The sequence below is a fragment of the Pseudomonas sp. MWU318 genome, assembly GCF_016756945.1.
GTDB lineage: Bacteria > Pseudomonadota > Gammaproteobacteria > Pseudomonadales > Pseudomonadaceae > Aquipseudomonas > Aquipseudomonas putida_A.
Genome location: NZ_JAESJL010000001.1, coordinates 132,828 through 157,548, shown reverse-complemented (window position 1 = coordinate 157,548; position 24,721 = coordinate 132,828). Strand labels below are relative to the sequence as shown.

Here is a 24,721-nt window from a genome sequence, read left to right as displayed (position 1 = left end):
GAGCTGCCGCAGGTTCGGGCCGCGATCGGACGATCTTTTGATCTTGATAAAACAGACTCAAGAGATCGTCCGATCGCGGCCCGAACCTTCGGCAGCTCCTATAAAAGCACAGCTGCGTGCGCTAAGGTGCAGGGATTGATCATCACTGTGAATCCCCATGCGCTTTCTCGCCCGTACCCACCCTCGCCTGTCCGCTGCCGCCCTGGTCGGCCTTGCCTCCGGCCTGCTGGTTCCTGCCGACTCCATCGTCAGCAAAATCCTCATCGGCTGGAATGCCGGCGTCTGGACTTATTTGATCCTGATGTTCTGGCTGGCCACTCGTGCCAAGGCCCCGGACGTCAAGCGTATCGCCGTAATCGAGGATGAGAACGCCGGGCTGGTGCTGTTCGTAGTATGTATCGCAGCACTGGCGAGTCTCGCCGCCATCACCCTGGAACTGGCGGGCTCCAAGGATCTGGATACCCATCACAAACTTCTGCATTACGCTTTCACTGCCGTCACCGTGGTGGGGTCATGGCTGGTGATCGGGGTGATCTTCTGTGTGCACTACGCGCGCCTGTTTTACACCTGGGACGGCAAGGAGCCGGCCCTGCGTTTTGCCGAAGGCCTCACCACACCAAACTACTGGGACTTTCTGTACTTCTCGTTCACCATCGGCGTGGCGGTGCAGACTGCCGATGTCGGCGTTGCTACCCGCGACATTCGCAAGATCGTACTGGCGCAGTCATTGATCGGTTTTGTGTTCAATACGGCGATACTGGGATTTTCGATCAATATTGCGGCGGGGCTGTTTGGTTGATGTGCTTACATGTTCCTCAGACATTGTTGCTATCACTCTAGTGGATATCGGAAAACATAAAAAAACGAATTTGTATACCTGTTATACCTGACAGTGTACAAATGCTCGACGCTGGCCTTATATGAGCTATCCGTGCACTCGTCTCGCAAGATATGCCCGGACTTCCGCCATTTCCCCATGGAGAACGAACTCATGAGCAGTGCAGCCCTGAAAGCTATTTGTCCTTTTATCGATCCTGAGGAACGTTTTGTAGCAAACCTTGAAGACGGCTCAGGGTTTTCCGCAACACTGACTGAACTCAGAAGCTCTTCAACACCAGGCCGAGGAGCTGTCTGGGTGGTCATTTCAACTTCCTTTCACGGTGGACACGCTAAAACGTTCACCATTACCTTCGAACAAGGAAAGCTGGAAGCAATCACCAGCATTACTGATGATGATGACAGCGTCGACCTCTTCTACAATGACTACTCGGTCCCAAGCAACCCGACATTGCAAAAAGCCAAGTCCGGTTCCATTCAATACAAGCTGGACCTGAATACATTGAACTTCAGCGGCAGATTCAACGCACCGATTGAAAAATCTGATGGCAGTGGCACTTACATGTGCAACGGTGAGTTCAACACGCAGCTCAGTCGATCACCGGAATAATAAAAAAACCCGGCACTGGCCGGGTTTTTTCATGATCAGATAAAGGGGTTTACTCATCCTACCATTTGAATTGCAGGCCTAAGACTCCAGCGATAGGCATTTCTATATTTTTACCGTTCATATATTCAAATTCTACATGCGCCTGCCAGCGGTTCGACAGATTAACTGCGAGTCCCGCCCCCAACTCCGCACGAGAGCCGGATAGATCGTTATTGAAAACATTGTTGTTGATTTTGACTTCGTTGTTTTTGGAAAACTCATGAGCCAGTGCTGCACGGATGTACGGTTGAACCATCGCACCACCCTCCAGTTGCACGGTACGCCCTGCCGTTACACCAGCCTTGCCCAGTAGCGATCTGGTGCGATCGCCTTCAGCTCGCAGGCCATTATCCAGATTGTAATTCCTGCCTTTAATCAACACCGCAGACCATTGAGTGAAGGGTTCGATGAAGTAGCTGTCCAGTTTGATATGTCGGCCGAACTCGACCGAGCCACCGATAGCGCTATTATCGTAATCACCTTTGGCACGTGTACCGTCGCTCATTCCGACCTTGGCATCGTTCTGAAAACGATTCAGTTTCAAGACGCTGTCGGCATAGTAGCCACTGGCATCATTTATCCAGGTCAGATAAGTACCCACATAATAACTTTTGATGTTCCCGCTGCTTCCATTCTGCAAATCCAGATCCGCGGAACTTTGGCCCGCCATCACACCCAGCAACCATTGGTCGTTACCAACAGGCAGCGGTGCGTCCGCGCCCAACGTGAAACCTTGCTGAGTCTGCCGGTAACCATCTCCGAAGGCGTCGGCGACGTTGTACTTGTTACCATACGCCCTGATCCAGGCGCCGGACTTGTCATGATTGAAGCGTAACTCTCCGACGCGACTGCGCAATGACATCAGCTCGCCGTACCATACCGTTGGCGCCGTGTTGAACAGAGCCGTAACGGCACGGGTTGAAGGGCTTACCGTTGTCTGGGCAGGATCAAGGAACCAGTTTCTGCCGCCATCGTCGGTTTTCAATCCATAGGAAAACGTACCGAGGTCGACCTTTCCTTCGGCATTGGCCAGGGAGAAGGTTGCATCACCACCAGCGGTGTGAACCACATTGATTGGTTGACCGCTGGCCGGATCGATGCCGGTGCTGGTCACCAGCAGTTGATGGTTGCCTGTGGCAATACCGGTGACATTTAAAACATCTGTCTGGTTAGTCGTGAAGTCGGTTCCGATCACAAACAAACCGTTGCCGGACAGGTTCCGTACATTCAACTGATAGAAAACGTCGTCCGGGCCGAATCTGACTGTGCCGCCATTGAGACTCAGATCACCGACCTGGCTGTTCCCCGTCATTTCCCAACGAGATTGCCCATCGATATTAACTGTCGCAACGTTATTCAAAGCGCCGGTCAATTGCGACGCTTGCTGCAAGTAGACGGATACGTTGCTGCCTGATTCGCCTGTTACGTTTCCGTTCAAAGAACCCTGAACGAAATTCAATGCTGCGCTGCTGCCATCAGCCACCTGGACGTTGCCCGTCAGGTTGCTGCGCCCGACGTTCATCGCCACATCGGCTGCGCCACGCACTTCGAGAATCGTGCCATTGCCTCCGGTCAGGGTTGACCCGTCAAGAATATCAATCCGTGAGGTCAGAGCGGAACCGCCAGCATAATCGACCACGATGGCCGACCCCGTCTTGCCTTCGACGCTCGAACGGTCAAGCTGCAACTGACTTGCGGGTAGTCCGCTGCCTTCCAGCCCCAGCGTTACACCGTTTTGTCCACCGACAATACGGGTGCCAGCGCCGGCAGAGGCCATAGCACTCAGCAGTGCAACACCGTAACTGGCGGTACCGGAGCCTTCAATGGTCGAGTTGGACAGTGTCAAGGTACTGAAAGCTGTTGCGCGCGCGCCGCCTGTTGCACCTGAAATTGTGCTGTCCGAAACCGTTGCACTGGAACCGGTGTTGCTGTTGACGTTGTGCGCCACTTGCAGGCCCAGACGATTGGAATCAATGGTGCTCCCGATAATTGTCGCTGTACTGTTGATCAACTCCACTCCAGCCCGTGCGTTACCGCCGTTAACCGTTGAGTTGACAAGGCTCAAGGTTGAACCCTCGGAAACGGAAACCTGTCGGGTCGTCGCTGCATTGGCATTCAACGTCGACTGAAAGGCTATGACACCCAGGGTCTGGGCCCCGTTGACATTCAATGTGGCATTCTGGGAAAGCGTCCATTGCTCCACGGGGGCGCCAATACCGATCGTCTGACTACCGCCAATCAGATTTCCTGCATTTACAGAGGAGGAAATCAGAAGAGAAAAGCATAAAGACGAGCCACCCAGCCAGATTTTCGTTATGACTTCAGGTGCGTCAGGAATAATTGACCCCATTGAAAAGCTACCCATATTGTTCGCCTGAGAGCGGCGATTTGAGTTGCAGGCGATGCAACCTCGCCCGGAAAGGTCGGCACACTACCGCGCGATATAAACCTCGTATGTAGGACTATTCTTCAACTTCAAGCGATTTCTTACCTAAAGCCCGACGAAAAATGCCGGGAGAATGTTCCAAACTCCCGGCAATCACACTGGGTTATCAACTGGTCGGTGTGCCCTCGCAATATTGATTACTGTCATTGAGCAAGGACACTTCATTCAGGAAATGGGCCGAAGGCGTTACTACCCCGAGGATCCTGACTTCATACCAGATTTTAATATAGCCCCTTGGCAAACCTGAACCTGCTGGCGGCTGAATGGGTTTCAACTTCTCCCTGTAGGGTTTAATGTTCTTCACAAACACTCCACCGGTTTCGGAACCAATAATTGTATAAGTATCGGAATACTCCGTTCCCGAAATTACCTCTTGCCCTAGCGCATCTTTAGTACCCACGGACTTGAGCGTTACAACCGTTCCAGTCGGCATATGAGTCGGATCGATTGGCACGGTCACAGGCAACTCAAAGTCGGGAATCGTCAAATATCTGCACGAAACAAAGCCATTGAAAAGACGAACTGTAGGTTGAGGCAGATTGATCCGGACATTCTCGATAGTTACCTTTTGGTCAGGCGACTTCATGACATTGCGTCCGCCCGTTTCTTCAATTGTCCACCAGGCGTAAGTTTCCGGTGCCGCAGCATCAATCAAGGCAGAATCCATGGTATACGTCAGAGGTGCCACCGCCCCCGCGCTTAACAGTTCCGAATGGACTGCAACGCCGTTGAACCAGAGTTTCGCCGTCTCATCACCCAACGGTACCCATGTCGTCGGAGGGGTGATCATCGGTGTACTGATATCCACATCCTTGCCCCGGTCGTCGGCGGTAATGTGGTTCGGGGTGGCCGATTGACCAAGGACAGTGACTTTGGTCATGTCCGGATTCTCCAGCTCCGGAAATACCGGGTTCACCGGTCCACGGTAGGTAAAGTCCAGTGCAGAGTTTGTGTCGGTGGAAGGAACCAGAGGCTCGACTCCGCGAGAGAAATTGTAATTCGCAACAATGGGCACAGGTGCCGTAGCGTTATCCCACATTGCCAGCAATCGACTGATTGATATCGGAAACTGAAGTGTTCTTGTAGTGTCGGCACCTAGCGGCTGATTACCTAAACCGGTCGAAAACTTTATGGAGCCAACGCGTGGGATGATTCGATCATTTTCCTGGCCATTGATGGTGTATGGCACATTCAGATATACCGGCCCCTCCAGATCTTTAAGATCCACGACATCTGGCGATATGCCTTTTGGAATCACACAATCGAGTAACGAAGGAGGGGGGCGACGTTGTACTTTGAACAAACTCGAAAACGCCGCAGCACTCAGATTGCCCACCACATCAGCCAACTCGTACCAAAGGTAATAAGACGAGTCCAGTTTCGGCAAAAGGTCTCGCGGAATGGATACGGTGTCAGAAGATAACACCTGGTTGTAAATCGAAGTGCCCGTACCATAATTCTGATTGATATAAACAAAAATCCGATCATCCGGTCGGTACCACTCATAATTTCTGTTTACCGTAAAAGTCAGAAATTCATTTTCTGCAAGCCATTTATCGTCAATGGTGCCGCGCGCTGGCAAGTTTGTGAAAAGCGCTTGTTCTGGCTGGAATTTGCGCCCCGTGGCTTTGTCCTGCTCGGGTGCGATTCGGTCGATCTCTGCGTGCACCCAAGGCAGGCGGTCCGGGTTACCATCCTCTCCTTTGAAATGGAAGAATTGATACTGATAATTGGTTGAACCTTTAATCAGATCGTCATCAACGAGTGCCGTTGTCGTTACTTCAACATCAAGAAACTGAGGCCGCCCTGCAACGGGGCCAAAGTAATCTTCCTTGATGAGATCCATACTTCCGCTCTCCCCCTTGCGTTGGTAAAGCGCCCATGCATCATCGGCATGCGGATTCATAATTGTAGTTGTATCGAAACGAACGATCATTGGACCCGGATCGAGGATCGCCTTGGGAATCAAGTTATCAACAATTTTCCCGACAATGATCGGCTGCTCCGCCAAGCGGCCTAGGTTAAGTGTGGAGCTTCTCAATGCCGTCCGAGAACGCTCGGCGATCTCTTGCTGCGTGAGTTTTGCTGCTTTACCGATTTTTTCCTGGATAGTCATTTTCTCTCTCCAATCAAGTTAATCGTGCCGAAACATCAAGGCAACCATTTAAACCAGGATAACTACACCTTTACTACGCACTGCCTCCACAGGGCACTGTTTCCCCTGGGATAATTCGATCTATTTTAACTACTGCACTTCCAGATTTCGCTATCGGTACTCCATTGCGCTTCAAGGTGTATCGGGCAACACCGGAATGTGCATTAAACATTGGACGCACATAAGGTTCGAAAGGAATATCCATCAAGAATCCATCCCTGGCATCGGCAAGAGCTAACTCTTTGCGAAAAACATGTAGGGGGGTTAAGGCCGGAGGTCTACCATTAAGTGAAGCAAAACCTTGCCACTCAACCTCACAGACATCCAACGCTCGAAAGACCGGATGATGATTAACCTGCACCCGAACTTTTTCAGAGACAGGCGGCTTCGAAATGCAAGTTAAATAACCATTAATATTAACATCAGGAAAACCGGGCGCCGGCAGTGTCGGAGCGATCGTATGATCAATCGTCAACTTCCTGGGTGGTGATAGATCGGGATTGCCGTCATAACCTTCGAGTTCGTACCGAATAGATGCGACGCCATCATCTTTCAACATTGCAGGTGTCAGTGGGAACTCAAACTCCGGTTTGTCATCAACGAAGGTATATCGTTCTTGATACAACTCAGTCTCGACACCATTTTGCAACCAATAAAGATAGAGAATCGTGTATGGCTCGACGGGATCCCCGGGTTGTTGTGGCCCTGGAAATCTAGGCCACCGAGGAATGATGACAGTGGTTCCATTGATCAACTTGTCCAATGGAATCCGACCATCCGGATCCAGATCACTGACACCTTCGACCCTGAGTGGTGCGGCGGTAATTTGTCCTTTGGATTGCGACATTGTGGATGCGTCTCCAGTGATCTAAATCTCGAGTACAGATTTCTTCAAGTCACACTGGAAGTGATTGAGCGCTGATTTCCCACAACTGCCTACTGTCATATCTGACAGGTAAAGCTACCGCTCGTCGCCTGGGTCCTGCATCTGCCCAGCGTCCGGACTTGACGCCACGACGATATTGCTGTTTTCTGAAACCGGTTTCAGATGGACTGAATTGTATAACTCCAATAAAAGGTTCAAGCCTTGAACGACTTCTCCGCCGCCCAGCGCAGCCGCGTGACCATGCTTGATGTCGCCGAACGCGCCGGCGTATCCAAGGCCAGCGTCTCGCGCTTCATCGGCGACGACCGCGCCCTGCTTTCCGATGCCATTGCCCAGCGTATCGAGCAGGCGATTGCCGAACTCGGCTACCGTCCCAATCAAATGGCGCGAGGCCTGAAGCGCGGCCGCACGCGCCTGATCGGCATGCTCGTGGCCGATATTCGCAACCCTTATTCGATTGCCGTGATGCACGGGGTGGAAACCGCCTGCCGTGCACAGGGTTACAGCCTGGTGGTGTGCAACACCGACCGCGACGACGAGCAGGAGCGTCAGCACCTGGCGCTGTTGCGCTCGTACAACATCGAAGGGCTGATCGTGAATACCCTCGGCCATCATCGTGACGAGCTCCACGAACTGCACCGGGAAATGCCGCTGGTGTTGGTGGACCGCAAGGTCGAAGGCCTCGCCAGCGACATGGTCGGACTGAATAACCCGCAGGCTGTCGAGATAGCGCTGACGCATCTTGAGCAGCGCGGCTATCGCGATGTTTTGCTGGTGACTGAGCCTTATGACGGCACCAGTTCGCGGATCGAGCGGGTCAGCAGTTTTCAGGCGCAGATTGCCCTGCGTCCCGAGTTGACCGGGGCAGTGCAGGAAACCGGCGACGCGCTCGCCACTCATCTTCAAATCTTTTTGGACACACCGGCGACCGGGCCTAAAGCACTGTTCTGCGCCAATGGCGTGGCAGCGCTGGCCTGCACGCTGGCCTTGCGCGAAATCGGGTGTCGGCTATTCGAGGATCTTGGGTTGATTGCCCTGGATGATCTGGATTGGTACCCGTTGGTGGGCAGCGGAATTACCGCCCTCGCCCAGCCGACAGCCGAGATTGGCGCGCGGGCGTTTGAGTGTTTGCTCAAGCGCTTGCGGGGGGATGTCGAGGCACCGCGCAGAGTGGATTTTGCGCCGGTGCTGGTTGATCGCGGGTCTACCCGAGGACCTTTGCGGTGATTTTTACGACGCCATCGCGAGCAGGCTCACTCCTACAGGGGAGCGCATTTCAAATGTAGGAGTGAGCCTGCTCGCGATGACGCCCGAAAGCCCGACAAAGATCCATCAGATTTTTTTTGAACAAAAATGAAACCGGTTTCAGAGGTCGATAACAATGAATAAACCTGCCGTTTCCATCAGCCTGTCCAGCTACGGCGCCGAGCTCGTGCGCCAACGCGGCCAGGAGTTCTTCATCGATGTGCTGGCCGCAGCCGGCGCTGATCGCATCGAATGGCGCGAAGAGTTGCTGACCCGCGAAGTGCCGGCGCAACTGAACGCCGCCACCCAGGCACAGGGCCTGCAAAGCATCTATTCGTCGCCGAGCGAGCTGTGGCTCGCCGGTCAGGCACGGCCCAATCCCGAGCTGATCAGCGCCCTGCAACATGCAGAGGCGTTTGGCTCAAAATGGCTGAAAGTCTCGCTCGGTTACTTCACCGACAACTGTGATCTGCAAGTGCTGAAACAGCTGCTGGGCAACAGCCCGGTGCAACTGCTGGTGGAAAACGACCAGACCTTGCATGGCGGCCGCATCGAACCGTTCCAGCGCTTTTTCGCGGCGGTCGAGCAGCATCACTTGCCGATCAAGATGACCTTCGACATCGGCAACTGGCAGTGGCAGGACCAGTCCGCCGCTAACGCCGCACGTCTGCTCGGACGCCACGTCGGCTACGTGCACTGCAAAGCCGTGGCCCGGCGTGCCGACGGCAAACTGGTCGCCGTGCCACCGGCCGTCAGCGACCTGCATTTGTGGGAACAACTGCTGCGGCACATGGCCCAAGGCGTTATGCGCGCCGCCGAATACCCGTTGCAGGGCGATGACCTGGTGGCGCTGACCACCGAGCACGTCGCCGCCCTCGCCCGCCTGGGCCAATCGCGTCTGGAGCCTGCCCATGTCTGACATCGATATTCTGTCGTTCGGCGAAACCATGGCGATGCTGGTCGCCGAGCAGACCGGTGATCTGGCTGCAGTCGAGCATTTTCACAAACGCATTGCCGGCGCCGACAGCAATGTGGCGATCGGTCTGTCGCGCCTGGGCTTCAATGTGGCGTGGCTGAGCCGGGTCGGCGCCGATTCCCTCGGACGTTTTGTAGTCGAAACCTTGATCAAAGAAGGTCTGGATTGCAGCCATGTCGCGGTCGATCACCAGCACCCGACCGGTTTCCAGTTCAAGTCGCGTAACGACGACGGCAGCGACCCGCAGGTCGAGTATTTCCGCCGTGGCTCGGCGGCCAGTCATCTGTCCGTGCAGTCGATCAGCGACACTTTGCTCAGTGCCCGCCACCTGCACGCCACCGGGATTCCACCGGCACTGTCGGCCAGTGCGCGGGAAATGTCGTTCGAGCTGATGACGCGCATGCGTCATGCCGGGCGCAGCGTGTCGTTCGACCCCAATCTGCGCCCGAGCCTGTGGGCAACCGAGCAAGAGATGATCCGCGAGATCAATCGCCTCGCCGCCCTCGCCCACTGGGTCTTGCCGGGCTTGAGCGAAGGTCGCTTGCTGACCGGTTTCGAAGACCCGGCGGACATCGCGGCGTTTTATCTCGATCAGGGTGCCGAAGCCGTAGCGATCAAGCTCGGGCCGCAAGGTGCCTATTACCGCACGCAGCTGGATCAGGGTTTCGTCGCCGGGGTGCCGGTGGCCAATGTGGTCGACACCGTGGGTGCGGGCGACGGATTTGCCGTCGGCATGATCAGTGCCCTGCTTGAACATCAGAGTTTTGCCGAGGCGGTGCAACGCGCGAACTGGATTGGCAGTCGGGCGGTGCAGAGTCGCGGGGACATGGAGGGGTTGCCGACCCGGTCTGAACTCTCCAGCGAATTCGAGGCCGCCATCGCTGGCAAGCCAGCTCCCACAGGGTTCGGCGGTGGGAATGCAATAGTCGACTTACCCGAGATACCTGTGGGAGCTGGCTTGCCAGCGATGAGGTCCGCTCAGACAACCCATTAATTGAACCTGCTGCGACAAAAACAACAAGCTCAGGAGCAACACCATGAAAACCGCAACCCTCGCCGCCCGCCGCTGGTGGTACATCATGCCGATCGTGTTCATCACCTACAGCCTGGCGTATCTCGACCGCGCCAACTACGGTTTCGCGGCCGCGTCCGGCATGGCCGCCGACCTGATGATCACCCCGGGGCTGTCTTCATTGCTGGGCGCGCTGTTCTTCCTCGGTTACTTTTTCTTCCAGGTGCCCGGGGCGATCTACGCGCAAAAGCACAGCGTGAAAAAGCTGATTTTTTTCAGCCTGATTTTCTGGGGCGGCCTCGCCACCCTGACCGGCGTGGTGTCCAACGCCTACTGGCTGATCGTGATCCGCTTCATGCTTGGCGTGGTCGAAGCCGCGGTGATGCCGGCGATGCTGGTCTACCTGTGCCACTGGTTCACTCGCGCCGAACGCTCGCGGGCCAACACCTTTCTGATCCTCGGCAACCCGGTAACGATGCTGTGGATGTCGGTGGTCTCGGGCTATCTTGTACAGCACTTCAGCTGGCGCTGGATGTTCATCATCGAAGGTTTGCCGGCGGTGCTCTGGGCGTTTATCTGGTGGAAACTGGCCGATGATCGTCCTGCTCAGGCCAAGTGGCTGAGCGAGCAGGAAAAGCACGATCTGGAAAGCGCCCTCGCCGCCGAACAGGTCGGGATCAAAGCGGTGAAAAACTACGCCGAAGCGTTCCGCTCGCCGAAGGTGATCATTCTGGCGCTGCAGTTTTTCTGCTGGAGCATCGGCGTCTACGGCTTTGTGCTGTGGCTGCCGTCAATTCTCAAGGCCGGCGCACAAATGGACATGATCGAGGCCGGCTGGTTGTCGGCGCTGCCGTATCTGGCGGCGGTGATCGGCATGCTCGCGGTGTCGTGGGGCTCGGACAAACTGCAGAAGCGCAAACGCTTCGTCTGGCCGCCGCTGCTGATCGCCTCCATCGCGTTCTATGGCTCCTACGCCTTGGGCGCGGAACATTTCTGGTGGTCGTACACACTGCTGGTGATCGCCGGTGCCTGCATGTACGCACCTTACGGGCCGTTCTTCGCCATTGTTCCGGAGATCCTCCCGGCTAACGTTGCCGGTGGGGCCATGGCGCTGATCAACAGCATGGGCGCGCTCGGTTCGTTCGGCGGCTCGTATCTGGTCGGCTATCTGAACAGCTCCACCGGTTCGCCCGGTGCCTCGTACCTGCTGATGAGCGGCGCGTTGCTGTTGTCGGTGGTGCTGACGATTTTTCTCAAGCCCGGCGCCAGTGACCGCGTCGTGGCCAAAGCCGTTGCCACGCGTCCTGTGCCGGCGCATTCCTGAAAGGATTTTTCACTCATGAAAAAGCAAGTCGTGCTGTACAAGAAACTCTCGCCGGCGCTGATGACGCGTCTGCAGCAACAGTGTGACGTGACGCTGATCGAAAGCCTAGACGCCGACGGCTTGATGAAGCTGCGTGACGCCCTGCCCGGCGCCCATGGCTTGCTCGGCGCCAGCCTGAAACTTGACGCGGCGCTGCTCGATCTGGCGCCGCAACTTGAGGCGATTGCCAGCGTCTCGGTGGGCGTCGACAACTATGACATCGACTACCTGACCCGGCGCAAGATCCTCCTCAGCAATACCCCGGATGTGCTCACCGAAACCACCGCCGACACCGGTTTTGCCCTGATCCTCGCCACGGCCCGACGCGTGGTCGAGCTGGCGAATATGGTGCGCAGCGGCCAGTGGCATCGCAACATCGGCCCGACGCATTTCGGCACCGATGTGCATGGCAAGACCCTGGGCATCATCGGCATGGGCCGCATCGGCGAAGCGCTGGCGCAGCGCGGGCATTTCGGCTTCGGCATGCCAGTGCTGTATCACAGCCAGTCACGCAAACCAGCGGTCGAAGCGCGTTTCGACGCGCAGTACCGCAGCCTTGAGGCACTGCTGCAAGAGGCGGATTTCATCTGCCTGACCCTGCCGCTGACCGCGCAGACCGAAGGCCTGATCGGCGCCGAGCAGTTTGCGCTGATGCGCCCCGAGAGCATTTTCATCAATATCTCGCGCGGCAAAGTGGTGGATGAAGCGGCACTGATCGACGTGTTGCGCCACCAGCGGATTCGCGCAGCGGGGCTGGATGTATTCGAGCGTGAACCGCTGAATCATGATTCGCCGTTGTTGCAGCTGAATAATGTGGTGGCAACCCCGCACATGGGTTCGGCGACGCATGAGACGCGGGAGGCGATGGCGCGGTGTGCGGTGGACAATCTGCTGGCGGCTTTGGCTGGGCAGAAGCCGGTGAATCTGGTGAACCCGGTGGCCTGGCAGGGCTGATATCTTCAGTGCCTGTTCTGGCCAAATCGCTGGCAAGCCAGCTCCCACAGGTTCTTCAGTGTTCATTACATTTCAGAACGACACAAAAACCCTGTGGGAGCTGGCTTGCCAGCGATGAGGCCGGGACAGGCTCCACAAAACTGTCAGGCACTACGCGCCTGCAGCAACCGCGCCGCACACAACGCAATCCGCGCACAGGCATCCGCCAGCTGCACCCGATCCAGCACCAGCCCGATACGAATATGCCCCGCCGCACTCGGCCCGAACGCTTCACCGGCCAGCACCGACACGCCGTAACCTTCCAGCAGCCGCTCGGCAAATGCCTGCGCACCAAACCCGGTCTGGCGCACATCGACCATCACGAACATCCCGCCATCGGGTCGGATCGGCTGCAATCCCGGACAACCGCGCAACCGCTCGCACACCAGGTCGCGGCGCAAACGATATTCCTCGCGCATTTGCGTCACTTCCGGCAGATCACTTTCCAGCGCCACTTGCGCGGCTTTCTGCACGAAATCCGGCAGACCGAACAGCATGCTCAACGACAGGTTCACCAGATGTTCAGACAAGGCTTTCGGCCCGATCGACCAGCCAATGCGCCAGCCGGTCATGGCATGGGATTTCGACAGACTGTTGATGGTCGCCGTGCGTTCGGCCATGCCCGGCAGACTCGCCGGGCTGATGTGTTCGCCCTCATAGAGCAGATCGCTGTAGACCTCGTCACTGATCAGCCATAAATCGTGGCGCACGCAAAGCGCCGCCAGCTCTTGCCAGATCAGCAGAGACAGGCTCGCGCCGGAAGGATTATTCGGACTGTTGAGCAACATCGCGCGGGTCTTCGGCGTGATCCGCGCGGCGACATCGGCGGGGTCAACGCGAAAGCCATTCTCCGGCCTGACCGGCACTGGCACCACCGTCGCGCCACACGCGCCGAACACACCCTCATAGGTCACGTACATCGGCTCGGCGACGATCACTTCGTCACCCGGGTCCAACAGGCATTGCGCGACCGAATACACCGCGCATTGCGCACCGGGCAGCACGATCACGTGCTCGGCATCCACCATCTGACCGCTGCGCCGCTGGTGGCGCGCGGCAATTAACTTGCGCAGCGCCAACCGGCCACGCACTTCGGAATAATGCGTATCGCCCGCCAGCAGGCTATCGATGGCGCCATGAATGATCGGCAGCGGCGTGTCGAAATCCGGATCGCCCACGCTCAGCAGCAGGATATCGACACCCTCGGCGCGCAGCTCCAGCGCTCGGTCATGAATCTGCCAGGCTGCGGCTCCCTCCCCGGCAATGCGTTGGGTCAAGGCTGAATAGCGCATGCACGTCTCCTGATTGCGCGGTCTCCAGCCTTCACCCTAGGTCAAATCACAAACCGCGCCACCATGGCATTCAAATCCACCGCCAGACGCGACAGCTCATGGGTAGCAGCGCTGGTCTGGTTGGCCCCGGCAGCCGATTGGGTGGCCAGGTCACGAATATTGACCAGGTTGCGATCAACTTCACGCGAGACCTGCGCCTGTTCTTCCGAGGCGCTGGCGATCACCAGGTTGCGCTCGTTGATCTGATGGATCGACTGGGTGATCTGCTCCAGCGCCACGCCGGCCGCGCGGGCCATTTCCAGGGTGGTCTGGGTGCGCTGGTTGCTTTGCTGCATCGACGACACGGCTTCACCGGTGCCGTTCTGGATGCCGGCGACCATTTTTTCGATTTCCTGAGTCGATTGCGCGGTGCGATGCGCCAATGCGCGAACTTCGTCCGCTACCACCGCAAAACCGCGTCCGGCCTCACCGGCACGCGCCGCTTCGATCGCCGCGTTGAGGGCCAGCAGGTTGGTCTGTTCGGCGATGGCGCGGATCACGTCCAGCACCTTGCCGATGTCACGACCCTGCGCGGCGAGACCTTCGATCATTTGCGCAGTGCTCTGCACGTCATGAGTCATGGTCTGGATCGCGTCGACGGTTTTCACCACTTGATCGCGACCTTCGCGGGCAGCCTGGGTCGACTGGTTCGAGGCTTCGGAGGTCGACACCGCGTTGCGTGCCACTTCTTCCACAGCGGCGGTCATTTCGTTGACGGCGGTGGCGGCCTGTTCGATCTCGTTGTTCTGCTGTTGCAGGCCACGGGAGGCTTCTTCGGTGACCGCGCTCAGCTCTTCGGCCGCCGCGCCCAACTGAGTGGCGGAGCCGGCAATCTGTTCGATGGTTTTTCGCAGATTGGTCTGCATCGTGGCCAACGCTTGCAACAGCTGTGTGGCTTCGTCCTTGCCATCGACTTCGATGGACTGGGTCAAGTTGCCGCCGGCGATGGTTTGCGCAGCCTGTACGGCACGGTTCAGCGGATTGACGATGCTGCGGGTCAGCAGCAGGGCCAGCAGTACCGTGGCGAGCGCGGCGACCACGGCAACAACGATGATGCCGGTAATGGCGCTGTCGTAATGCTCACCGGCCTGATTGGAGGCGACGTTCGCCCCCGCCGCGTTGATCGCGATCAGCTTGTTGAGCTGTTCGCCCATCTGGTCGGTACCGTCCTTGATCCGCGTGTTGATCAAGGTGCGCATCTCGTCGACCTTGTCCTGACGCGACAGCTCCATCATCTGGTTTTGCGCTTGCAGGTAGTTGTCGAGCGTGGTCGCGAACGTCTGATACAACGCACGCTCTTCGCTGTCTGCCGGCAACGCGGCGTAACTGGCCTGAGCGCTGCGCACCTTGTCCACCAGCACGCCGATACGGGTTTGCGCTTCTTGCAGGCCTGCCGGGTCGCGGTTGACCAGAATCCGGAACGACAGGATCCGCAGGCGCAGAACGTTTTCCGTTACCACGCCAAGGTAGGTGACGCTGGGCAGTTGATTGGTCTCCATGTCGATGGAAGCCTGGCGGATGGTCGACATGCGGTTGACGGCGAACACACCAAGGACAATCACCAGCAAGGCGATAAAGGCAAAACCGAGGAAGGCACGGGGCGCGATATTCAGGTTACGCAAGGACATGGTAGGACTCTCGGATAGAGGTAGCTGCGAGCGTCCTTGCCGTCATCACTGGACCTTGGGGCGGGTTCAGTGTGGCGTCACTGTTCGAGGGAATCTGTGTGCGCCTGATCTCTGTATCGGCTGGGCTTTAGGAAGGTTTCGTGTAAAGCGAAAATATTTTTCAAGGTGTTTCAATACTGCAACAGGTCCCCGCCCCTGTAGGAGCTGCCGCAGGCTGCGATCTTTTGACTTTGATCTTAAAAACAACATCAAAAGATCGCAGCCTGCGGCAGCTCCTACAGGGTGGGGTTCAAGATCTGGCCATTTACCAGATCCGCGCAGTTACAGGGTGGGGTTCAGCGTTTAGCCATCTGCCAGACCCGGGCAATGTCAGTCGCGCGTTCGCGCAACAAGCGTGGGGCTTCGGCGCAGGCCTGCTCCAAGGTCATCGGGCCGCTGGTGACGGCGAATGCGGCGTCGATGCCGTGCTCGTAGAGTTCCTGATAACCCTCACCCAAGGTGCCGGCGATGACGATTACCGGGACATTGTATTGCCTGGCAATTCGCGCCACGCCGAACGGGGTCTTGCCGCGCAAGGTCTGCGCGTCGAAGCGCCCTTCGCCAGTGATCACCAGGTCGGCGCCGTTGACCGCTTCAGCCAGGCCCACCAGTTCGGCAACCACTTCCACGCCGGCCTGAAATTGCGCACCGAGAAACGCCTTGGCCGCAAAACCCAATCCCCCCGCCGCACCACTGCCCGGCTCATCGCGAACGTCCTTGCCCAACGCTTGCGCGCAGAGCTCGGCGAAGTGCCCCAGCGCCTGATCCAGTTGCAGAATCTGCGCCGGTGACGCGCCCTTTTGCGGGCCGAAAATCGCCGAAGCCCCGTGCGGGCCGCACAGCGGATTGTTGACGTCGGCGGCGATGTCGAAGCGCACGTGGGCCAGACGCGGATCAAGCTCGCTCAACTCCAGGCGCGCCAGTTGTGCCAGCGCCAAGCCGCCCGGCACCAGAGCCTGCCCCTGAGCATCGAGCAATTTCACCCCGAGCGCCTGCATCGCACCGGCACCGCCGTCGTTGGTGGCGCTGCCGCCAATCGCCAGAATCACCCGTTGCGCGCCGGCATCCAGCGCAGCGAGAATCAGTTCGCCGGTGCCGAAGGTGCTGGTGATGCATGCATCGCGTTGCCCCGTAGGCACTAATTGCAAACCACTGGCCTCAGCCATTTCGATGATCGCGGTGTGGTTGTGCGGCAACCAGCCCCATGCGGCATCGACCGGCGCACCCAGCGGCCCGCGTACTCGGGTGCGGCGCAGTTCACCCTCGCAAGCGGCGAGAATCGATGCCACCGTGCCCTCGCCGCCGTCGGCCATCGGGCATTTGACCAGTGTTGCGTGCGGCCAGACCTGCGCCAGCCCCAGCGCAATGGCTTCGGCAACGCCTTGGGCACTCAGGCTGTCCTTGAACGAATCGGGGGCGATGACGATCTTCATACAATTTCTCCAGTTCCAATACGCCTCATGCTGCCAGTCGGCCTGCGCATTGACGCCTGTCCGCTGCACAAGGGCGGTGGGCGTTTATTGTTCATTTCTACAAAAGCCTTGGACTTGATGCCGAATGTTCGGGCCTCATCGCTAACAAGCCAGCTCCCACAGGGATCTTCAGTGGCTACAAAACTTGTAATCACCTTGTAAACCTGTGGGAGCTGGCTTGCCAGCGATGGCGGACTTAAGAACAACTCATATCGCCGGATCAATCTGCGGCAGCAATTGCACCCCGAGATATAGCGCTAGCATCCCGTCGAGTTTCAGCGGATCAACCCCGCTCAACTCAGCAATCCGCTCCATCCGATAACGCAAGCTGTTGCGATGAATGCCCAGCGCATCGGCACACGCCTGGCTCTGCCCGTCGTGTTCACACCAACTGCGCAGGGTCGCGAGCAACTGGCCGTTGCCGTCCTTGGCGATGACCTTGCGCAACGGCTTGAGCAATTCATCCAGCGCATCATCGTTGCGATGGCGCCAGAGCATCACCGGCAAGCGATAGCGATTGAGCGTCAACAAGCGCGAGTGCGGCAGCACGTCCCGGCCATAGGCGAGCAGATCGCCGACTCGTCGATAACAGCGGCGTAACCCGGCCAGCCCATCCGCCTGTCCACCCACGGCGATACGCAAAATATTCCAGCCAAGGCCATCAAGCTTTTCCAGCAAACGATCATGCTCAACCGTCTGACTTGCGGGTCGGCACCACAGCAGCGATGACTTGGCCGAACTCACGCACCAGCTATCCGGATAGCGCGAGGTCAACCACGCGCTCAGCGCCTCGACGGTCTGCCCCGGACCATGCTCCAGACCCAGTTCGAACAGATACGGCACCCGGGTCAATTGCGGCTTGAGCCCCAGTTGCTGCGCCTCATCGACCAGCCGCGGCGAGTCGCCGGCTTCGCTCAACAGCAACGCCAACAGGTCATCGCAACGCTGGCGCCGCCATTGCTGCTCGGCCTGCTGGTTGCGCTGACCGACGAGCATTTCGGCGGTCATGCGCACCAGCTCGGCGTAGGTGCGCAGTTGCTCCGGCTCGCCGGTAATGCCGAGCACGCCAATCAGGCGCTGATCGAGTAACAGCGGCAGGTTGATCCCCGGCTGCACGCCTTTGAGATGCACCGCGGTTTGCGCATCGATTTCCACCACGCGGCCGTTCGCCAGCACCAGTTGCGCACCTTCGTGACGGGTGTTGATGCGCTCCGGCTCGCCACTGCCGAGAATCAGGCCCTGGCTGTCCATGACGTTGACGTTGTAGGGCAAAATGGCCATGGCCCGGTCGACGATATCCTGAGCGAGGTCGTGATCGAGTTCGAACATGATCGGCAAAATCCTTAAGCAGCGGCGGCGGACGGTTGTTCACCCGCACAGGGTCTGGCGGCAAACCCTGTGCTCAGGCACAAAGACAATCCGGCCACAGGTGGCCGAGACTCTCGGGGCGATCAACGTTAACCTGTGCATCGCAAAAAATCATAATAAAGAGAGAGCCGCTATGTCGCAGAGCGCCGCAGCTACCCAGACCATCGACGACGGTAAAAACGCCGTCTACAAACGCATCACCCTGCGTTTGATCCCCTTCATCTTCATCTGCTACCTGTTCAACTACCTCGACCGGGTCAACGTTGGCTTCGCCAAACTGCAGATGCTCGACGCATTGAAGTTCAGCGAAACCGTATACGGCCTCGGTGCCGGGATCTTCTTCATCGGCTACGTGCTGTGCGGCGTGCCGAGCAATCTGGCCCTGACCCGATTCGGCCCGCGACGCTGGATCGCGCTGATGATGATCACCTGGGGCACGCTGTCGACCTGCCTGTTGTTCGTCACCACCCCGACCCAGTTCTACACCCTGCGCCTGTTTACCGGTGCGGCCGAAGCCGGGTTCTTCCCCGGTGTGGTGCTGTATCTCTCGCAGTGGTTTCCGACGTTCCGCCGTGGGCGGATCATGGCGCTGTTCATGTCGGCGATCCCGGTCTCGGGCCTGCTTGGCAGCCCATTCTCCGGCTGGATCCTCAATCACTTCGCCGCGGGGCAAGGCGGACTGGCCGGCTGGCAGTGGATGTTCCTGCTGCAAGGCATTCCGACCGTGATCCTCGGCGCCCTCGCCTATTTCCTGCTCAGCGACAGCTTCGCCAATGCCAAGTGGCTGAGCCCGCACGAGCGCGCGGTGCTTGAGGCGGATCAGGCCGAAGACCTGGCGAACAAACCGAAAACCACCTCGGACTCGCTGCTCGCGGTGTTCAAGAACCCAGCGATCTGGGCCTTTGGCCTGATCTACTTCTGCATCCAGAGCGGCGTGTACGCGATCAACTTCTGGCTGCCGTCGATCATCAAGAACCTCGGCTTCAGCGACAACCTGGTGATCGGCTGGCTGAGTGCGATCCCCTATCTGCTGGCGGCGGTGTTCATGCTGCTGGTCGGGCGTTCGGCGGATTTGCGCAAAGAACGGCGCTGGCACTTGGTCGTACCGATGCTGATGGGCGCGCTCGGACTGCTGATCGCGGTGAACTTCGCCGCCAACCCGGCCATCGCCATCCTCGGCCTGACCATTGCAACCATGGGCGCGCTGACCGGCCTGCCGATGTTCTGGCCAGTGCCGACCGCCCTGTTGAGCGCAGGCGCGGCGGCCGGTGGTCTGGCGTTGATCAACTCGATGGGGCAGATGGCCGGCTTCCTCAGCCCGTATCTGGTGGGTTGGTTCAAGGACAGCACCGGTTCGACCGACGCGGCGTTGTATTTGCTGGCGGGGGTGATTGTCGGCGGCAGCTTGCTGGCGTTGCGCATGACGCGGACTCTGCGGGCTTAATCATCACGCCTCCAGATCAAAAGATCGCAGCCTGCGGCAGCTCCTACAGGGAAACGCGTATTTCCATGTAGGAGCTGCCGCAGGCTGCGATCTTTTTGCTTGCTGATTGCAAGGCCCCATCTTGCCAATCACGGAAGAATCCCGCAAAAACGCACAGATCTTTAAAGGATTTTTACCAATGAGCTCGATTCTCGATCTGGAGATCTTCGTCCGCGTGGCCGACTCCGGCAGTATTTCTTCCGCTGCCCGCACGCTTGAACTGACGCCGGCCGCCGCAAGCATCGCCTTGAAGCGTCTGGAAACCCGACTCGGTATCCGCCTGCTTGCGCGCTCTACCCGCAGCATGCGCCTGACCGAAGAAGGTCGGCGTTATCTCGACAGCGTACGCATCGCCCTGTCCGCCCTGGCCGAAGGCGAGCAGGCGCTCAGGCAACACGGCGAAGGTCTCAGCGGTGTGCTGCAACTGGCGGCGCCTTCGGACTTCGGGCGCAACGTGTTGTTGCCGTGGCTGGACGACTTCAAACGTGCACACCCGAATATTCAGTTGCAACTGCTGCTCAACGATCGGCACGCCGATCTGTTCCGCGAAACCGTGGACGTCGCACTGCGCTTTGGCGTGCCCAGCGATTCAACATTGGTGGCGATACCGATTCTGCCCGAACATCGCCGTGTTGCCTGCGCCAGTCCGGACTATCTGGATCGCCACGGCACACCGCAACATCCCGGCGAATTACGCGAACACAGCGCCCTGCTCTACCTGCGCAATGGTCGGCCCTACAACACCTGGCGTTTCAGTCGCGAGGACGAAACGCTGGAAATTGAAGTCCACGGCGACTACTTCAGCGATGACGGCGAAGTCGCACGACGCTGGGCACTGGCCGGGCATGGTATCGCCTACAAAGCCTGGCTGGACGTCGCCGAAGACGTGCGCGCCGGGCGCCTGTTGACGCTGTTCGATGACTGGCATGGCGAGAGCGTGCCGTTCAATCTGCTCTGCCCGCACCGGGTGCAGGTGTCCGAACGCGTTCGGGTGTTGCAGGCTTTTTTGCAGATGCGTTGCGCAGCACTGAGCCGATAATTCACTTTGCCCCATCGGATGCTTCTGGTATTTGATTGGAGTTTTCCCACCGACAAAAGGATTTCGGCATGAGCTATCGCACACTGGGGCATTCGGGGTTGCAGGTGTCCACCCTCACCCTCGGCACGATGATGTTTGGCGAGCAGACCAGCGCCCAGGATTCGCTGCGCATCATCGACAAGGCTTGGGATCAGGGCATCAATTTCATCGACACCGCCGACGTCTACACCAACGGCCGCTCGGAAGAAATTGTCGGCGAGGCGATCGCCCGCCATCGGCACGAATGGGTGTTGGCAACCAAGGTCGGTTTCGGCCCGGCGGACGGCGTGCCAAACCGCAGCGGCTTGAGCCGCAAGCACATCTTCAATGGTCTGGAGGCCAGCCTGACGCGTCTTGGCACCGACTATCTCGACATCTATTACCTGCACCGCGAAGACCACAACACCCCTCTGGAAGTCACGGTGTCGGCGATTGGCGATCTGATTCGCCAGGGCAAGATTCGCTATTGGGGCCTGTCGAACTATCGCGGCTGGCGCATCGCCGAGGTGATTCGCATCGCTGACAAGCTCGGTATCGACCGCCCGGTGATCAGCCAGCCGCTGTACAACATCGTCAACCGCCAGGCCGAGACCGAGCAGATCAGCGCCGCGCAAACCTATGGCCTCGGCGTGGTGCCTTACAGCCCGCTGGCTCGCGGCGTGCTCAGCGGCAAGTACGCACCCGATGCCACTCCCGACGCCAACAGCCGCGCCGGGCGTCAGGACAAGCGCATTCTGGAAACCGAATGGCGGGTGGAGTCGCTGCGCATCGCCCAGCAGATTCAGCAGTACACCCAAGGCCGTGGCGTTGGCATCGTCGAATTCGCGATTGCCTGGGTGTTGAACAACAGCGCGGTGACCTCGGCGATTGTCGGACCGCGTACCGAACAGCAGTGGGATGCTTACACCAAGGCGCAGGCGGTGCAGATCACGGCGGAGGATGAAGCGTTTATCGACTCGCTGGTGACACCGGGGCATGCGTCGACACCGGGGTTCAACGATGTGAGCCATTTTGTGTCGGGCCGTAAACCGCGTTCGACGTGAGCCCCCGCCCTCACCCTAGCCCTCTCCCGGAGGAGAGGGAACCGATCGGGGAATATTGAAGCTACGCTTTTGCCTGAAGCTGTTGTGTTGAATCCATAATCGACTCGGACTTTCACATCGCTGAATGTCGCGAGACCCTACGGTCAGTCCCCTCTCCCTCTGGGAGAGGGTTAGGGTGAGGGGCTTTTGGGTTCATGTAGAAAATATTGACCGCCCCGGCCAATATTCAGCACAAAAACCACGTATCCTGCGCGCCCTGTTTGATCACCATCCGCGAGGACAGTTTGTCTAAAGGTATCGCTCTATCGGTTTCAGCTTCGGTGCTGTTTGCCGTCATGTATTACTACACCTCGCTGCTCACCCCGTTGAGCGGCGTGGAAATCTTTGGCTGGCGGATGCTCCTGACCGTGCCGTGCATGACCGTGTTCATGCTGGTGTCGGGTGAATGGCGGCGGGTGCTGGAACTGCTGCGCAAGGTGGCGGGCTATCCAAAGCTGATTGGCGGTCTGATTGTTTCGTCGGGTTTGCTCGGCGTGCAGTTGTGGCTGTTCATGTGGGCGCCGCTCAACGGCTACAGCCTCGATGTGTCGCTGGGTTATTTCCTGTTGCCGCTGGCGATGGTTCTGACCGGGCGCATCGTGTATGGCGACAGCCTGTCGTACCTGCAGAAAATCGCGGTGTTCTTTGCCATTCTCGGCGTGGCCAACGAGCTGTATCGGGTCGGCGGATTTTCCTGGGCGACCCTGGTGGTCGTGGTCGGTTACCCGCTGTATTTCGTACTGCGCAAACGCCTGAAGACCGACAACCTGGGAGGTCTGTGGGTCGACATGACCTTGATGCTGCCGGTGGCGTACTGGTTCGTGCGCGGCGGTGAGCAAGGCTTCGCCGTGTTCGATCAGTATCCGGGCCTGCTCTGGCTGATTCCGCTGCTCGGGCTGATCAGTGCTTCGGCGCTGGTGGTGTACATCATTGCCAGCCGCTTGCTGCCGTTCAGCCTGTTTGGTTTGCTCAGTTATGTGGAACCGGTGTTGCTGCTCGGCGTGGCGCTGTTGCTGGGGGAAAGCATCAAGGCGGGTGAGTGGCTGACGTACATTCCGATCTGGCTGGCGGTGGTGGTGCTGGTGTTTGAAGGTTTCAAGCACTTGATGCGGCAACGCCGCTCTTAAAGCAAAAGATCGCAGCCTCCGGCAGCTCCTACAGGAAAACTCATTCCAAATGTAGGAGCTGCCGCAGGCTGCGATCTTTTGATCTTAAAAAGCCTGGCATCAGCCAGGCTTTTTCATGGCTTACTCGGTAGCGAGCACACCACGACGCACCTGGTCACGCTCGATCGATTCGAACAGTGCCTTGAAGTTGCCCTCGCCGAAACCATCATCGCCTTTACGCTGGATGAATTCGAAGAACACCGGCCCCATCAGGGTTTCCGAGAAGATCTGCAGCAGCAGGCGCTTGTCGTCCGGGTTCGACGAACCGTCGAGCAGGATGCCGCGCGATTGCAGTTGATCCACCGGCTCGCCGTGATTCGGCAGACGGCCTTCGAGCATTTCGTAGTAGGTGTCCGGCGGCGCGGTCATGAAGCGCATGCCGATCTTCTTCAACTGATCCCAGGTCTTGATCAGGTCGTCGGTGAGGAACGCCACGTGCTGGATGCCCTCGCCGTTGAACTGCATCAGGAACTCTTCGATCTGCCCGGCGCCCTTGGACGACTCTTCGTTCAGCGGGATGCGGATCATGCCGTCCGGTGCGGTCATCGCTTTCGAGGTCAGGCCGGTGTATTCGCCCTTGATGTCGAAGTAGCGGATCTCGCGGAAGTTGAACAGCTTCTCGTAGAAATTGGCCCAGTAGGCCATGCGGCCGCGGTACACGTTGTGGGTCAGGTGGTCGATGATCTTCAGACCGGCACCGACCGGGTTGCGATCAACGCCCTCGATGAACACGAAGTCGATGTCGTAGATCGAACTGCCTTCGCCGAAACGGTCGATCAGGTACAGCGGCGCGCCGCCGATGCCCTTGATCGCTGGCAGGTTCAGCTCCATCGGACCGGTTTCGATGTGGATCGGCTGAGCACCGAGTTCCAGTGCGCGGCTGTAGGCCTTTTGCGAATCCTTGACGCGGAACGCCATGCCGCACACCGACGGGCCATGCTCGGCGGCGAAGTACGAGGCGACGCTGTGCGGTTCGTTGTTGAGGATCAGGTTGATCGCGCCCTGACGGTACAGGTGCACGTTCTTGGAGCGGTGGGTCGCGACTTTGGTGAAGCCCATGATCTCGAAGATCGGCTCCAGCGTGCCAGGAGTCGGCGATGCGAACTCGATGAACTCAAAGCCCATCAGGCCCATTGGGTTTTCGTATAAATCTGCCATGGTGACGCCTCATCATTCTTATCAATTAACCAGAGTTATTTGTCAGTAATGCTGAGAACGCGGGGCGGTGCGCAGGAGATGCCTCGCACACTGCGGGCGAGGAAGTCACCGTAGATCAGTTGAAACCCGAATATCTTCATTGTCGACCCAAGGCTCTTGCGGGCGAGGCTTCTGCTGCCAGAAGACGTTTATTATTGTATGCGTAACCAGATTCTACACAGCGTAAATAGGGTTGTCTGCCCTCTCTATAAAATCCGCCTTTTTCGCATTGGTGCAAGGGGTTTTGCTGTACACGTGAACAAGCTGAACCTGCATCGCACTCGCCCCGCAGATCAATCGCCTGTAAGCGGCACA

General features: G+C 58.3%; 19 protein-coding genes. 11 read left to right on the top strand and 8 right to left on the bottom strand.

The features are described 5' to 3' along the window. Positions 1-157: 157 nt before the first annotated feature. Together JN524_RS00665 and JN524_RS00660 are read left to right on the top strand one after the other, a co-directional pair. Positions 158-799, top strand: a complete 642-nt coding sequence (locus JN524_RS00665; RefSeq protein WP_202368101.1) for a DUF1345 domain-containing protein — start codon at positions 158-160, stop codon at positions 797-799. A gap of 192 nt (positions 800-991) precedes the next feature. Beyond that, the gene (locus JN524_RS00660; protein ID WP_202368100.1) at positions 992-1,447 is read left to right on the top strand and encodes a hypothetical protein; all 456 of its coding nucleotides are present in this window, start codon (positions 992-994) and stop codon (positions 1,445-1,447) included. Positions 1,448-1,505: 58 nt separating this feature from the next. On the opposite strand, the gene JN524_RS00655 is transcribed toward JN524_RS00660, so the two are convergent. From JN524_RS00655 to JN524_RS00645, 3 genes are all read right to left on the bottom strand, one after another. Next, the gene (locus tag JN524_RS00655) at positions 1,506-3,851 is read right to left on the bottom strand and encodes an autotransporter outer membrane beta-barrel domain-containing protein (RefSeq protein ID WP_237402897.1); all 2,346 of its coding nucleotides are present in this window, start codon (positions 3,849-3,851) and stop codon (positions 1,506-1,508) included. Between the two features lie 187 nt (positions 3,852-4,038). Then, positions 4,039-6,048, bottom strand: coding sequence for a hypothetical protein (locus tag JN524_RS00650; protein WP_202368099.1), 2,010 nt, complete (start codon positions 6,046-6,048; stop codon positions 4,039-4,041). A gap of 73 nt (positions 6,049-6,121) precedes the next feature. After that, complete coding sequence (locus JN524_RS00645) at positions 6,122-6,934, bottom strand: hypothetical protein (RefSeq protein WP_202368098.1); 813 nt, start codon at positions 6,932-6,934, stop codon at positions 6,122-6,124. A 240-nt stretch (positions 6,935-7,174) separates the two neighbouring features. Between JN524_RS00645 and JN524_RS00640 the strand changes: the two genes are divergently transcribed. The 5 genes from JN524_RS00640 to JN524_RS00620 all read left to right on the top strand — a co-directional run bounded on the left by JN524_RS00640 (position 7,175) and on the right by JN524_RS00620 (position 12,523). Beyond that, the gene (locus JN524_RS00640; protein ID WP_272929669.1) at positions 7,175-8,200 is read left to right on the top strand and encodes a LacI family DNA-binding transcriptional regulator; all 1,026 of its coding nucleotides are present in this window, start codon (positions 7,175-7,177) and stop codon (positions 8,198-8,200) included. A gap of 154 nt (positions 8,201-8,354) precedes the next feature. After that, complete coding sequence (locus JN524_RS00635; protein ID WP_202368097.1) at positions 8,355-9,137, top strand: sugar phosphate isomerase/epimerase family protein; 783 nt, start codon at positions 8,355-8,357, stop codon at positions 9,135-9,137. Next, complete coding sequence (locus JN524_RS00630) at positions 9,130-10,188, top strand: sugar kinase (protein ID WP_202368096.1); 1,059 nt, start codon at positions 9,130-9,132, stop codon at positions 10,186-10,188. The genes JN524_RS00635 and JN524_RS00630 overlap by 8 nt, the downstream gene beginning before the upstream one ends. A gap of 43 nt (positions 10,189-10,231) precedes the next feature. Then, a complete protein-coding gene (locus JN524_RS00625; RefSeq protein WP_047602306.1) occupies positions 10,232-11,530 on the top strand; it encodes an MFS transporter in 1,299 nt (432 codons plus the stop codon). A 15-nt stretch (positions 11,531-11,545) separates the two neighbouring features. Beyond that, entirely contained in the window at positions 11,546-12,523 is a 978-nt protein-coding gene (locus JN524_RS00620) for a 2-hydroxyacid dehydrogenase (RefSeq protein ID WP_202368095.1), read from the top strand. Positions 12,524-12,666: 143 nt separating this feature from the next. On the opposite strand, the gene JN524_RS00615 is transcribed toward JN524_RS00620, so the two are convergent. The 4 genes from JN524_RS00615 to JN524_RS00600 form a co-directional block, all read right to left on the bottom strand. Continuing rightward, positions 12,667-13,854: a pyridoxal phosphate-dependent aminotransferase gene (locus JN524_RS00615; protein ID WP_202368094.1), complete on the bottom strand. Its 1,188-nt coding sequence runs from the start codon at positions 13,852-13,854 to the stop codon at positions 12,667-12,669. Positions 13,855-13,895: 41 nt separating this feature from the next. After that, positions 13,896-15,521, bottom strand: coding sequence for a methyl-accepting chemotaxis protein (locus JN524_RS00610; RefSeq protein ID WP_202368093.1), 1,626 nt, complete (start codon positions 15,519-15,521; stop codon positions 13,896-13,898). A gap of 335 nt (positions 15,522-15,856) precedes the next feature. Further along, positions 15,857-16,993: a glycerate kinase gene (locus JN524_RS00605; protein ID WP_202368092.1), complete on the bottom strand. Its 1,137-nt coding sequence runs from the start codon at positions 16,991-16,993 to the stop codon at positions 15,857-15,859. 246 nt (positions 16,994-17,239) lie between these two features. Continuing rightward, positions 17,240-18,361, bottom strand: a complete 1,122-nt coding sequence (locus JN524_RS00600) for a sugar diacid recognition domain-containing protein (RefSeq protein WP_202368091.1) — start codon at positions 18,359-18,361, stop codon at positions 17,240-17,242. A gap of 172 nt (positions 18,362-18,533) precedes the next feature. Here JN524_RS00600 and JN524_RS00595 point away from each other — a divergent pair, with 172 nt between their 5' ends. The 4 genes from JN524_RS00595 (at position 18,534) to rarD (ending at position 23,170) form a co-directional block, all read left to right on the top strand. Continuing rightward, positions 18,534-19,844, top strand: coding sequence for an MFS transporter (locus JN524_RS00595; RefSeq protein WP_202368090.1), 1,311 nt, complete (start codon positions 18,534-18,536; stop codon positions 19,842-19,844). Between the two features lie 178 nt (positions 19,845-20,022). Further along, positions 20,023-20,922, top strand: coding sequence for a LysR family transcriptional regulator (locus JN524_RS00590; protein WP_202368089.1), 900 nt, complete (start codon positions 20,023-20,025; stop codon positions 20,920-20,922). 68 nt (positions 20,923-20,990) lie between these two features. Continuing rightward, positions 20,991-22,004, top strand: a complete 1,014-nt coding sequence (locus tag JN524_RS00585) for an aldo/keto reductase (protein ID WP_202368088.1) — start codon at positions 20,991-20,993, stop codon at positions 22,002-22,004. 284 nt (positions 22,005-22,288) lie between these two features. Continuing rightward, on the top strand, positions 22,289-23,170 hold the full coding sequence (gene rarD, locus JN524_RS00580) for an EamA family transporter RarD (RefSeq protein ID WP_202368087.1): 882 nt from the start codon (positions 22,289-22,291) through the stop codon (positions 23,168-23,170). A 120-nt stretch (positions 23,171-23,290) separates the two neighbouring features. Here the strand turns inward: rarD and hppD are convergent, their stop codons facing one another. Continuing rightward, positions 23,291-24,367, bottom strand: a complete 1,077-nt coding sequence (hppD, locus tag JN524_RS00575; RefSeq protein WP_202368086.1) for a 4-hydroxyphenylpyruvate dioxygenase — start codon at positions 24,365-24,367, stop codon at positions 23,291-23,293. Between the last annotated feature and the right edge of the window lie 354 nt (positions 24,368-24,721).

Excerpts from the sequence above, each read along its gene's own strand:
- JN524_RS00625 (WP_047602306.1), top strand. The coding sequence starts at position 10,232 with ATGAAAACCGCAACCCTCGCCGCCCGCCGCTGGTGGTACATCATGCCG.
- JN524_RS00665 (WP_202368101.1), top strand. The coding sequence starts at position 158 with ATGCGCTTTCTCGCCCGTACCCACCCTCGCCTGTCCGCTGCCGCCCTG.
- JN524_RS00660 (WP_202368100.1), top strand. The coding sequence starts at position 992 with ATGAGCAGTGCAGCCCTGAAAGCTATTTGTCCTTTTATCGATCCTGAG.
- JN524_RS00600 (WP_202368091.1), bottom strand. The coding sequence starts at position 18,361 with ATGTTCGAACTCGATCACGACCTCGCTCAGGATATCGTCGACCGGGCC.
- JN524_RS00595 (WP_202368090.1), top strand. The coding sequence starts at position 18,534 with ATGTCGCAGAGCGCCGCAGCTACCCAGACCATCGACGACGGTAAAAAC.
- JN524_RS00615 (WP_202368094.1), bottom strand. The coding sequence starts at position 13,854 with ATGCGCTATTCAGCCTTGACCCAACGCATTGCCGGGGAGGGAGCCGCA.
- JN524_RS00620 (WP_202368095.1), top strand. The coding sequence starts at position 11,546 with ATGAAAAAGCAAGTCGTGCTGTACAAGAAACTCTCGCCGGCGCTGATG.
- JN524_RS00605 (WP_202368092.1), bottom strand. The coding sequence starts at position 16,993 with ATGAAGATCGTCATCGCCCCCGATTCGTTCAAGGACAGCCTGAGTGCC.
- JN524_RS00590 (WP_202368089.1), top strand. The coding sequence starts at position 20,023 with ATGAGCTCGATTCTCGATCTGGAGATCTTCGTCCGCGTGGCCGACTCC.
- JN524_RS00655 (WP_237402897.1), bottom strand. The coding sequence starts at position 3,851 with ATGGGTAGCTTTTCAATGGGGTCAATTATTCCTGACGCACCTGAAGTC.
- JN524_RS00630 (WP_202368096.1), top strand. The coding sequence starts at position 9,130 with ATGTCTGACATCGATATTCTGTCGTTCGGCGAAACCATGGCGATGCTG.
- JN524_RS00585 (WP_202368088.1), top strand. The coding sequence starts at position 20,991 with ATGAGCTATCGCACACTGGGGCATTCGGGGTTGCAGGTGTCCACCCTC.
- JN524_RS00635 (WP_202368097.1), top strand. The coding sequence starts at position 8,355 with ATGAATAAACCTGCCGTTTCCATCAGCCTGTCCAGCTACGGCGCCGAG.
- JN524_RS00645 (WP_202368098.1), bottom strand. The coding sequence starts at position 6,934 with ATGTCGCAATCCAAAGGACAAATTACCGCCGCACCACTCAGGGTCGAA.
- JN524_RS00650 (WP_202368099.1), bottom strand. The coding sequence starts at position 6,048 with ATGACTATCCAGGAAAAAATCGGTAAAGCAGCAAAACTCACGCAGCAA.
- JN524_RS00610 (WP_202368093.1), bottom strand. The coding sequence starts at position 15,521 with ATGTCCTTGCGTAACCTGAATATCGCGCCCCGTGCCTTCCTCGGTTTT.
- hppD (WP_202368086.1), bottom strand. The coding sequence starts at position 24,367 with ATGGCAGATTTATACGAAAACCCAATGGGCCTGATGGGCTTTGAGTTC.